Origin of the sequence: Bacillus sp. B-jedd (genome assembly GCF_000821085.1) — a bacterium.
Classification (GTDB): Bacteria; Bacillota; Bacilli; order Bacillales; family Cytobacillaceae; genus Bacillus_D.
In genome coordinates this window covers 1,246,713-1,258,754 of record NZ_CCXR01000001.1, presented here as the reverse complement: position 1 = coordinate 1,258,754, position 12,042 = coordinate 1,246,713, and the positions used below count along the sequence as shown (strand labels likewise).

Genomic DNA, 12,042 nt, shown 5'->3' with positions numbered 1-12,042 from the left:
CACTAAACTTAGGAAGATACAAGCCCATTTCGCTCATTGTTTTCCGCCAATTGATGAATAACAGAACTCCTATGTGCGCAGGCAAAATTTAAAACGGTTCTTTACGGATCAATGGTTCAATTCAGAGATGATTTCACGCAAGTCCGAATCTTCCCCGACATTGCCTGGAAAAATAATATACGGCATAAATGGAAATTTGCTTTCTTCGCCAGTCATCCAGACGGGAATGCCCTTTTTGATTTGACCCATTACAAGCGCTTTCTTGACTTTCAAACCTTTTATCGCGACGTCGCTGGATGTTATGCCTCCCTTTGCAACAATAAATGAGGGCGTAATCTCCAATTTTCTCACGATACTGCTCAAAGCATCGGAAATACCGACAGAGATTTGCAACAGCTCTTCTTTGTTAAGCTCTTTTGAGGAAAACACCTCTCTGCTCGTAAAAATGACAGCATGCCGGCCCCTACGCAAAACTCCTTGTGCCTTTGCCAATATCGATTCGACTTCACTCTCCAAACCACTGCCTTCAATAGCTTTTTGTATATTAAACTCAATAAAATCAACCGGGAGTTCCGCATTTTTTAATTTTTCCAGCTGTCTGGTGGTTTTGTTGACATGGGAGCCAACGATTACGATGCCACCATTTTTATTATCTTTTTGAATCAGTTGTTCACCTGTCAGTAGTGGCTGGTCGGAAATTTTCCCGAAAGCCTTAACAAATGAAGCCGCGGATCTAATGATAAACCGTTTGTTTTTATTCATGGCGATTAAAAGCACCTTGCAAAATGCGTTCAGCTGATTATAATCAACAGCATTTACAATAACTTTTGACCCTTTTGAAACCGAAGCCAGCTTTGCCGCTAATCCGCCAATATTGTGATCGGTTAATTCCTTATGGTCAAAATAGACGCATTCGGCCGCTTTGTATTTTCCCTTAGTTTTTTCCTCGACATACTTTCCAAGGTGGGAATTTTGAAAGCCAAACGTCTTATCCCTCGCAAATTCTGTCTCTCCTACCGGAACCAACTCCCCCTTGTCGGCAAGGTAGTGGATATTGTCAATCGTCACACGGCCGCCTTCGAAAAAGCATGGACCAATAATTTGACCATCGATTTCCGTTCCAGCAAGCTCTTGAATCGCCTCTGACAGCACATCCATTTCCAATAAGTAATGCCCTCTAAGAGTGGAGTCCCCTCTGCAGATGATTACAAAGTCCATTCCAGTTTCTTTAGATACTTGCACGATATTCGCGGCTATTTCCCGATGCGCGCAAATCGTTTTCTCTACCGAAAAACTCCTTGAATTAGTTAAGATAAAAAACATTTCCTGAGGTTCTTCGAAAGCTTCCCTCAACGCCTTTAAATCCCAGCTAGTGTATACAGATAAGCCGTGAATCGTCTGAACTCCAGTAGGATCGTCATCTAAAACAATCATTTTTCTGCCCATTGTAGTTTCCCACCCTACTAAATTTCTATCTTACAAAAATCCTAAAATGATTTTAATCCCGCTCCATACCGCTAAAGCAGTCGTCCCGATTAATACCAAGTTCTCGAGCCAATTGTTAAGGAACTGCTTTGGAAGATACTTTTTTCTTGTTGCGAGGAAAAGCAAGCCAACCGCAATGGCAGGAAGGCAGGCCGCCTGCATAATAGTAGTGATTAAAGTGAGCTCTATAAAGCCTGGCATTCCAGGAATATACCAAATGAATGCGGACAACATGAAAAATAGCGCGATGTATTTGTAAATAGGATCATTTTCAGTCGTTGCAAAAGTTTCTTTTCTTTCCGGTTTCAAAATCCAGATATTGTCCACCGCAATATTGTTGTATCCGTTTACAATCCCGAGAATGGTACTGTACAAAGCTCCGAAAACCCCGAGGTAAAAAGCAATTCCGCCAATGCGTCCGAACTGGTCTTCCAGTGCGAATGCGATATCACTTAATGACTTTACTTCAATTCCTTGGGGACGTAGTATCTCTGCGCCAACCACCCAGATGGCGAGGTTAATGACAATCATCATGCCAATGCTAAACAGTAATTCATTCCGCTGGATTTTTTTATAGGAAGCATCGGTCCAGCCTTTTGCACGGATAGCGCGCGGATAAAGAAAGTTTACGATTGAACCCGCAACAGCGCCAATCATGGAAATGGTTAACGCCAAAGATCCGAACAATCCTGTGCCTTCAGGCATTTCAAAAGCAAAAATGCCTTTCATTAATTCTGCTGGATGAGGCGTACTGGTCAGTGCCAGATAAATGAATGCCAAAGTCATGAGTGCCAACAAGGCTTTCATAACATTTTCAAGCTTATTGTAAACATCCTTTCGCATGAGGAAAACACAGGAAAGGACCACAATGATCGACCAGAAAAACGGTGATCCCACACCATTGAAAATATAGTATAATGCCTCCCCGGATCCCTTCACCATATTCGAAATGGCCATATGGCCGAGAACAATTGCCATGGCCATAAAGAGGTATGGGTACAGCTTGCTTATTCCACGATAAGCCTCAAAAAGCGTGATTTTTTCTGTGTTGCATAATTCGAACCGCGTCAGTATGTTTACGACAACGAAACGGATCAAACAGGCAATGACCAAAACCCACATTAAAGCATATCCGTAATGGGAGCCGGCTACGGATGAATCGACCAAATCCCCTGCTCCAAGCCCGGTTAACATAAAGATGATACCTGGGCCGATTGATTTTAAGGATTCTTTCCACGTTAACTTCTTAAACGTCACCTTTGTTTCTGATTGATTTACCTGCGGCTGAATAGCACTCATCTTAATCCCCCTGCCATATTGAAATTATTGTTCGTTTTGATAATATTTTTTAAAATCCGCTACTGTTCTTTGTGCCATCTTTCCGAGCGTGGTCGTGTCGGACATCATGACGACCATGCTGTAGCCTTTTTCATACAGGCCCTTTGCTTGTTCAAAATCACCGGCAACTGTCGCAAGGAACTTGTCCGATTGTAGGACCAATTCTTCAACCTTGCGAATCGCTTCCTGGACTTCAGGTGCCTTTGGGTTGCAAAAATGCCCCATCGATGTCGATAAATCCATCGGACCCAGGAAGATGCCATCAATTCCGTCTACCTTTAAAATGTCCTCCAGATTTTCGATTGCCGCCCTTGTCTCTACAGCAATCAACACGCTTATTTCCAAATTGGCCTTTTCAAGATAATTCCCTCCGTTCATGCCAAACCCTCCCGCGCGCGGGCTCGGTGCAATCCCCCTCATTCCTTCTGGCGGATATTTGCAGGCCATGACCGCTTTTTCAGCTTCTTCCGCCGTATTGACATAAGGGATCAGGACACCGTGGGCGCCGGCATCCAATATCCGTTTCACCACGACAAGGTCGTTCCACGGTGCCCGGACGAAGGGAGTAACCTCATAGCTGGATAGCGCCTGCAGTTGATGGATCAATGTCATGATATCCCCAGGCCCGTGTTCCATGTCCACCATCAAAACATCAAAACCGGCTTTGGCCATGATTTCAGATGTGATTGGACTGGATGCCTGGAGCCATCCCGCAGACAATTTCTTTTTGCCAGCCAGAAGTTGTTTTGCCCTATTTTCAAATACCTCACTGGACCTTAACATTCATTTTCCTCCTTTTTCGCCTTACATTAATCAATAATGCAAGAAGCGTGCCAACTTGGAAGAAAACAAAAGTTTTTTTATATAATGGGCGAATTTTTTGAATATTCAACAGAAAACAAGCAGCTTTTCTTATCAGACCTAGCCTGTGAACACGTTCATTATTCTTTCTGGAACGTTTCATGAAACACTTTCACTTTAAACATTTTGTTTCATGAAACAATTATTATGATATGATGAATTCATATCTGGATATTGATTGGGGTGTCAGCATGATTAAAATTGCTTTAGTCGTTCCATGCAGCAACTTTATTAAAGATGCATTTGATATTTTTAACGAACATAATTTCATGGAAGAAAATCGCCAGAAATATACATACCAGTTGGAGGAGGTTGTCATCTCCGAAGAAAATCCTACTGATACAAGAATACAGGCAGATGTGATTATTACAAGAGGGTTATTGGCGGAAATTTTAAAGAGGGTTTCCGGGGATATCCCTATTGTGGAGATACCGGTTTCATCAACTGATATCCTCCGGACAATCCGGAGATCCACCGAGAAGTACGGAACCGGGACAATAGGCGTGATTGCCGCCAACAATATGCTTGCTGGTTTAAAGGAACTGTATGATTTACTTGACGCGCCAGTAAAGACCTATCGGCTCAATACTACCTGGAATGGTTTTTCCCTGGTAAAAGAAGCTATTGCCGACGGCTGCCAAATCATACTTGGCGGAATTAAAACGTGCAAATATGCGGACGACCTCAACTTGAATAATATGTTTATAGAATCGAGCAGAGAAGCTTTCTGGCAAGCGATTACGCAGGCAAAAATCACTGCCGCCACTGCCATAAAGGAGCAGGAAAAAGCGAATCGGCTGCAGGCCATTCTTGAAACGGCCAGTGACGGTGTTATCGTCGTGAATGCAGAACGTGAACTGGTCATGCTAAACCCGAAAGCGGCCTATTTACTGGATCTCGACAAATCGATTATCGGCCAAAAACTTGATACCACATCCATCCTTCCTAAATTTCGGATTTTGATGCAGGACACCAAGGAATATACGAACGAAGTCTTCCGTTACAAAAAAACGATGCTGAGCATAAATAAACGCTTCATCAAAGTAAAAAACGTCGTATCCGATATCGTCTTCAATATTCAGGCGGTCCAGGATCTTCAATTGCTGGAGGGAAGCATCCGAAAACGGATATACAGCAAAGGCCATACTGCCCATTTTAACTTTTCACAAATCGTCGCTGAATCGGAAATGATGAAGCAGACAATTGAGACCGCCAAACATTATAGCCGCACTAATTCAAATATCCTCTTAATAGGAGAAAGCGGCACGGGAAAAGAAGTTTTCGCCCAAAGCATCCATCGCGAAAGCGACCGGTTTTCCCAGCCATTCGTAGCCATTAATTGCGCGGCGATTCCTGATAATCTGCTGGAAAGCGAACTATTCGGCTATGTGGCCGGAAGCTTTACAGGAGCGAACAAAAACGGAAAAGCAGGGCTTTTTGAAATCGCACACCGAGGGACCATTTTTTTAGATGAAATTGCTGAGATTCCTTTATCCCTGCAGGCTAAACTTCTCCGTGTCCTTCAGGAACGGGAAATCATGCGTTTAGGCAGTGACGTAATCATCAAAGTAGATATTAGAATCATAGGCGCGACAAATAAGGACCTGGAAGTTATGGTAAAGGAAAATAAATTCAGGGAGGATTTATTCTACCGGCTGGACGTATTAAGAATCGAAATACCGAATCTGGAAATGCGCAAGGAAGATATTCCTTTCCTCGTGGATGATTATTTCAGAAAAAACTATCCTGGAATCGAATTGTCCCATGAGGCAAAATTGCTTTTAATGCAGCATTCTTGGCCAGGCAATGTGCGCCAGCTCTTTAATATTTGTGAACGATTAGCGGTTTTATACGCTCCGCGCATCACCTCGGAAGCGATCCAGACTGTACTCCCTAATACGATAAATTTCAAAAAAACAATTGAAACAGAAAACCGCGCCACTCCTCCGGATGAAAGAGAAAGAGTACTACAAGCCTTAATTGATAACCAATATAACCGTAGCTTGGCAGCCCGTTCATTAGGGATAAGCCGTTCAACTCTTTGGAGAAAAATGAAAGATTATCATATTGCGGAGAAGAATCAATCCCATTAAGCCAACTCTAAAACTTCGAACATTTTTGCAAAACAGGAAAACCGCTCTCCGCGAAGAAAGCATGTCCTTGGAGCGGAAATAAGTAACCGAAGATAACTGATAAAAAAAGCTGTTCCAAAAGCCCGTTTAACAGTGGCTCTTTCGGAACAGCTTTTATTTTCCCTTCCGGGTACCTGTCTTAAAGTAGAATCTCAAGTTTAAAGTTCGAACAATTTTCCCGCCGCTTCCACCCACGTTTTTGCCATGAGCATATTCCCCATGCTGTTCATATGGACGCCGTCCAAGGTAAGAGGTTTGCCCTTGCCCGTTTTTAGATAGCTGATGAATGCCTCATGTGTTGGAACGAGAACCGCGCTGTAACGTTCCGCGAGTTTATGAACGATTTCCACATACGGCGCAAGCTTCACGTTCCCCTCACTTTGAACATCTTCGGCAATTACTGTTGGTTCCATCAAGATAATCCGTGCGTTCGTTTTCTCCTTCAAACTCAACAAGAGTGATTCATAAACTTTTTCGAACTGCTCATGGTAGACTTGCTCGATGTCAGGCGAGTCAAGCTGGCGCCACACATCGTTAATGCCAATTGAGATTGATACAAAATCGGGACGAACGGAAAGGACGTCCTGCTCCCAGCGCTCCGCCAGGTCCGTCACACGGTTTCCGCTGAGGCCTTCATTAAAGATTTCAAACTCCTGTTCCGGATAAGTTACTTGTAAATAATCATGAACCAGGCGCACATAGCCGGTACCGATGGGGTCATTCTCGTTTTTCATCCAATGCGTAATACTATCACCTATAAACACGATCCGCTTTCTCATGTTCTGCCTCCAAATTTGGAATTAATTAAAAATATCCGAGGCTTTTTACATTCCAAAGCCCTTATGAATCCATCTTACGACTTCCTGATTTTTCTTCCCACTTTAGGAGATATTCTTCAAGCTTCTTTTTGGCAAAATGAACATAAAATGAAACCAGGCTGTCTTGATCGGACATTACGCCAACGGGTTTATCTTTGAAAGGCTCAAGCCGTTTTTGCCAGCGGATGATGTCCTTGACAATTAAATCCGCATCCACAAAAGCGTCGACCTTTTCCGGGTCGATCAGTCTGCTCGGAAAAAGCCGGGCGTTCCACTTTGATACTTCCGAAAGGGCGGCTTCCATTTCCTGAAGCACCTGCCTGGCTTCCTTTTGCTTTCTCCCAAATATTGAGTAAAAATCCTGTTCAATTTCCTCAAAAGGATCTCCCCAGGTTAATCGGGCAAAAAAGTAGCCATTCATGAGCTGGACATCCTCCCACGGATATTGCAGCTCTTCTTTAGTGGGATTCTCTTTAGGGATGTAAGGTACAATCAAATTGACAATCTGGTCAATTCCCATCTCCGCATACAATTCAATATCTTCCCGAATCCGGTGGAACAATGGCGGGAATAAGTCCCCAAGCATAAAATGGTCACTGTAATATTCAAACACAGTCAATTCTCTGTTGCGCGCGCCTGTCGATTGACGCCATTTCCGAAGTGCCTCACAGGCTCTTTTTTCCTTAGAAAAAGATTCCCGATAATTCCTTCCCCAGTATGCGAATAAGGTGTCGACCGTTTTTGAACTGTCGGTTCCATCTGGCAGCTCCAGCATCTGCCACGATAAACCAGCATTGTAGGCGATATGCTCGACATGAAGCGCGGGAAGCTGTTTCTTGAGCTGCTCGGTAAACTCAATATAATGGGCCAGAAAGCGGTGATCATCCTTGATGCCAATATCAGCCGGCCACAAGGATATCCGGTTGATGGAGCTTGATTCACGGCAGTAATCCTCGATTTTCTCTATAACGGAATCCTTCCAGCCGCCTTTGGAAAAATCGATTTGTTTTTGTCCGGAGCCTGATTCTTCCCTTAGCAAATAATGCATGCTATGGCCACCTAAAGTAATGTCCAGCCCCCGCTTCTCAATCTCCTTACCGATGATATGCTCTACCTTATCCCACAGCATGAACGTAAAGAAAAATTCATTTATATAGTGTTTGGCGGCCCAGTCGATTAGCTTAAGCAAAAATTCAGGGTTATCGTAATTCTCTACAACGAGGCCCCTTCTTTTCATTTTCCCGCTCTGGATTCCGGAAGAACCGATGTTTACTTCGCTGACAAATAAGTTTTCTTCCGGAAAGAAGCTCACCCACTTATAGCCAAACAGCTTTTTGCACACATCATAAACGCCAAAGAGCACAGAGCGCGGATTGGAACCGATAATACAAACCTCATTTTCCCTATCCAGCACCTGAAAAGCGTCCAATGATGAATCCATAGCGGTTTCCGTTACTTCCAGAAGTCCTTTTTTCAGGAAATCATCATAGGTTCCCAACACGAAGGAGCGCCCAGCATTCTGCCCATACCGAAGCAGCTCTTCCTCCGCGAACCTGATCGGCCCCGCATCCGTTAAGATTGTACATTTGACGGTCGACATTTTGCCACCTCATCATCAGTATTTGCATCAAGACCAACAAGGGATTGGTTCAATTCTTTCAAAAGGAACCCGGTTAGAGTGTTGGCATTCGTCCAGCCGCCCTCAATCACATAAGCACCCCAGCCTGTATCGCCGTTATTTCCGAAATACTCGCCTCGTTCAAGATGGAAGGAACGCATCCATCCGCCGTTAAATTCCTTTTTTTGCGAGGAGATTTGTATGTCCGTAAGAAACCGGGCGAGCCCGTCGTGTAATTCTTTGACGGCTGCATCACCGGTAACTTTCCAGGCTTCCCAGGCGTTCATGAGCAAGAAGTTGTTTGTATACAACTGATCCGCAATCCCTTCATGGTTCATCCGGAAAACGCCTGTATCTTCCGTACCGTACCGTTCTGGATCCGGGTTGTCGGTTTCTTCTATTCCGCCAAGCTCATGCTGGTTAGCGGCTAAATATTGAATCACTTCCATTATTCCTTCATGAATCTCTTCGTCGCCTGTAATGGCGTACACTTCGGACAGGGACAGCAGGAATCTGCTGTATCCAGCCGTCTTGCTGTACATATACTTCAACTTGTCCTTATTCCGGAGCAATGTCAATGTTCCCTGATAGGCAGTCTCTTTGAATTTATTATCCTTTGTGACGAGATAAGCCTGGACAAATGCGGCGTGGACAATCGATTCAAAATGCGGATTCATGCTGGCTTCAGTGGAATTTTTGAAAAAGGAAGTACCCTTTTCAAGCAATTCCTGCTCACGGATACATTCCGGCCGCAGCCCTTCCTTGTTTTGCGTATTCAGCAAGGAATAGGCGGTCAATAGGCCCCTTTCCTTGTATTCCTCAATGCCGGTTTTCCGGTAAAGATATAATAAAACCAGTGCGACCCAGCTGTTATCATCAGAGAAAATCTGATCCGGCTTATGCTTCGGACACTGGAACCATTTCCAGAACCCATACGTGGCGGACTCTGGATCGGTATCCTGATAGCCTTCGTTGAATAAGTAGGTTAATAAATTGGCCGAAACAGCTGACCATCTATCATCCTTTGAATATTCACCATACAAGTGGAAAAAGAGCGCCGTATGAGCATGGCAGTCGGGCCGGAAATCCTTGCTTATGTCACTGCGGATGGAATGGACATTCTCGTATACTCCCAGACTCCCATCCTCCTTCGGCAAAATCCCCGATTCTAAAAACCAGTCCACACCATGTTCGAGCGTCTTTTTAACGTCTTGATTCCCGGAAATCTCAATGGTTGGCAGCAGCGGACGGACCGGTAATTGAAAGTTCGTCTGCAGCATCTTAATAACGTCATTCCACAGCCAATTCGGCCGCAGCGTCCACGGATGCTCATTGCCTAAAAAAGAAACGGCAGAAAAGACCGCTTTACCTTCGCCATGCCTTTTCATAACCATGCCCGGATAGGCGCCGGTCATCTCCGTTTGATGGGTCTCGAGGAAATGGCCGATATCCAGCAGCCTTTCCGTATCGAACGTAAATCCAGTCAAAAAGGGGCCGTTCCATTCAAGCAACTGGCCTTTTTTGCAAAATTGGCTGTCTTTTGAAACAGCCAGCTTTTCAAGGCGCCTGTTCGTCACGCCAAAATCCTGCTTGAAGCCAAAAAGCCGTGACGAGGGGAAGTCGTCGCAATTGATCAGCTCCCCGTATAGCGTCCCGCCCTGCCCGACGTATTCCCAAAACTTCTCGAGAATTTCATAGGACAGCTTCAGCGGCTGGCCGTTCTCATTCCCATTTATAAAAATCGCTGTATATTGCTGAAGGTTTTTCTCCGCCAGTTGTTCGATACTGGAAAAGTAATCAGTATAAGCAACATGCGGTTCCATGCGTTTGCTTTTGTCCACTAATGCTATCAAGTTTTCCACTCCCTTCACACTTTATGGATTTTTGGCCACTCGAGCTCAATTCCGGCTTTTACTAATCGCTCCTGGAAATCCTTCAATCGCCCTGAATCATTCCTGACTTCCCGCGGCCTGAGTCCGTTATCAATGCAATAAGCCGCCAGGTGCCCCGCCGCTTCGCCGATATTCCATTCCACCGGATGAAGCCGGTAGCATCCATTGGTCAAATGGGTCGTGCCGATATTTTTGCAGGCCGGCAGCAGATTCTCGACCCGAATCGGAATCAAGCTGCCAAGTGGGATCTGGAATGGATGGGATGACATATCAATATAGGTATCCATCCCGGTGCTCGGGTGAAGGTCAAGGCGATAGCAGCCGATGCCCACACTATCTTTGAAATAAGTCGCAGAGTCCTTATCCTCTGGTTCGCCGCTAATATGCTGCTCTGTCACGGTAAACTCGGCTTTAATCCTTCTTGATTCGCGTATGTATGGATACATGGCCAGGCCGTCTTCTGTTCCAAGCACATCTTTTCTTAACCGCAATCCGGGATAGCCTTTCCCGCCATCAGGCCGAGGAGCTTCCGTCTGCATCCAATATAATAAGGAAAGGCTTAGCTGTTTAGCGTTTTCGAGATGCTTATCCTTTTCTTCATCCTCCACATCAATAACAGGGCCGAGCCAGTAATCATTTTGCGGCCAATTGACAATCGTGATATCGCTTTCGAACGTCCCCGGCTCAAAATTTTCCTTGTCAATGACCCGACGGTAATTCCATAAGGAAAAGCGGCCGGGCTCATAGAAAAACGAGTACTCGATCGGCTCAAGCGTATGAGGGACAAGCCCCCACCAGCTTAACTGCTTCGCAGGCCAGAAATCTGCCTGGTATTCTTTCCAGAAGTCATACTGGGCCGGCTTTTCGATTGTATGGTCTTCCCCTTCAAGGTGGTCCATCGCGAAACAATAGGTGAACGCCTGCATATTGAAAGGCTCGGCGTTCCCGCTTGGCGCATGGGGTTCGCCTGTTTCCTCCCGGGATTCGGCTCCAATTACATATTCAACCCCGGCAAGTGGCAAAACATCACCCATTTCGGTCGCATCGAGAAAATATTTTCCTTTTAATAGATAGGAATTTTCTGTCCTCAAGTGCGAAACGGAAACAGAATTGACCTGTTTTCCTTCCGTTTCAGCCTCACCGATCTTGTACTCTGTTAATAGGGTTAATTTCCCGCTATGCAGATAAGGTGCCAGCATGTCGTCCAACACCCGAAGGGCCACTCTTGGTTCGTGGCTGATTTTGCTGACAATCGCGTTGCCGGGATTGAATTGATCGGTCATCCGTTCGCTATTTTTCACCGGGAAGTGGCGTAAATAGTAATCTCTTATATTTTTCCTGAAAGTGCGGTAGTTTCGAGTCGCACCGAAGCTTTCAATCCATGGATGCTCATCCGGCGGCACCCCCTGGCTCGTAATCTGCCCGCCAATCCACTTCGTTTCCTCGGTCATAATCACCGTTTTACCTGATTGCAATGCGGACAGCGCCGCGGCGCATCCGCCAAACCCACCGCCGATAATAACAAGGTCCGCGCGCAGTACCTGAGATATAGCCAACTCCATTCCCCTCTCCAAATAGTCTATTGTCTATCAATCAATGGCTTACACTTCTTCAAAAATTCTTGCCGTCATCATTCTATCTCGCCTATCATATTTAGGTTAAAAAGATTGGTATCAAACGGGAACGGGGTGGTTGATTTCCGCTCTGGGCATTTCGCTTTCCGCGGGGCATCAGTGGAGCCTCCTCGGAGCAAAGCTCCTGTGGGGTCTCCACTTGCTGCTCTGTCCCGCAGGACAACCGACTTCCTCGAATGGGCTTTGCACGAAGGAAACGCGGCAGCGTTTTCGAGGAGTCTACATGCCTGAGCTCCAATCAACCAGCAATTCAAATTAAATGGT

The 12,042-nt window shown here is 45.3% G+C and carries 8 protein-coding genes; 1 reads left to right on the top strand and 7 read right to left on the bottom strand.

The window, feature by feature from the left end; translation table 11 throughout:
* Positions 1-108: 108 nt before the first annotated feature.
* From BN1002_RS06255 to BN1002_RS06245, 3 genes are read right to left on the bottom strand one after another with little or no spacing between them, the layout of a single operon-like run.
* Positions 109-1,446, bottom strand: a complete 1,338-nt coding sequence (locus BN1002_RS06255) for a four-carbon acid sugar kinase family protein (protein ID WP_048824159.1) — start codon at positions 1,444-1,446, stop codon at positions 109-111.
* Positions 1,447-1,476: 30 nt separating this feature from the next.
* Positions 1,477-2,784: an Nramp family divalent metal transporter gene (locus tag BN1002_RS06250; protein WP_048824158.1), complete on the bottom strand. Its 1,308-nt coding sequence runs from the start codon at positions 2,782-2,784 to the stop codon at positions 1,477-1,479.
* A 24-nt stretch (positions 2,785-2,808) separates the two neighbouring features.
* Positions 2,809-3,606 carry an HpcH/HpaI aldolase family protein gene (locus tag BN1002_RS06245; protein WP_048824157.1) on the bottom strand — a complete coding sequence of 266 codons (798 nt, stop codon included), beginning with the start codon at positions 3,604-3,606 and terminating at the stop codon, positions 2,809-2,811.
* Between the two features lie 269 nt (positions 3,607-3,875).
* Here BN1002_RS06245 and BN1002_RS06235 point away from each other — a divergent pair, with 269 nt between their 5' ends.
* Positions 3,876-5,777, top strand: a complete 1,902-nt coding sequence (locus BN1002_RS06235; RefSeq protein ID WP_048824155.1) for a sigma 54-interacting transcriptional regulator — start codon at positions 3,876-3,878, stop codon at positions 5,775-5,777.
* A gap of 197 nt (positions 5,778-5,974) precedes the next feature.
* On the opposite strand, the gene BN1002_RS06230 is transcribed toward BN1002_RS06235, so the two are convergent.
* The 4 genes from BN1002_RS06230 to BN1002_RS06215 all read right to left on the bottom strand — a co-directional run bounded on the left by BN1002_RS06230 (position 5,975) and on the right by BN1002_RS06215 (position 11,706).
* The gene (locus BN1002_RS06230) at positions 5,975-6,595 is read right to left on the bottom strand and encodes an SGNH/GDSL hydrolase family protein (protein ID WP_048824154.1); all 621 of its coding nucleotides are present in this window, start codon (positions 6,593-6,595) and stop codon (positions 5,975-5,977) included.
* A 61-nt stretch (positions 6,596-6,656) separates the two neighbouring features.
* Complete coding sequence (locus BN1002_RS06225) at positions 6,657-8,234, bottom strand: hypothetical protein (RefSeq protein WP_048824153.1); 1,578 nt, start codon at positions 8,232-8,234, stop codon at positions 6,657-6,659.
* Positions 8,207-10,105: a hypothetical protein gene (locus BN1002_RS06220; protein ID WP_048824152.1), complete on the bottom strand. Its 1,899-nt coding sequence runs from the start codon at positions 10,103-10,105 to the stop codon at positions 8,207-8,209. Before BN1002_RS06220 ends, BN1002_RS06225 begins: the two co-directional genes overlap by 28 nt.
* A gap of 14 nt (positions 10,106-10,119) precedes the next feature.
* Positions 10,120-11,706 carry an FAD-dependent oxidoreductase gene (locus BN1002_RS06215; protein ID WP_197072752.1) on the bottom strand — a complete coding sequence of 529 codons (1,587 nt, stop codon included), beginning with the start codon at positions 11,704-11,706 and terminating at the stop codon, positions 10,120-10,122.
* Positions 11,707-12,042: the final 336 nt, after the last annotated feature.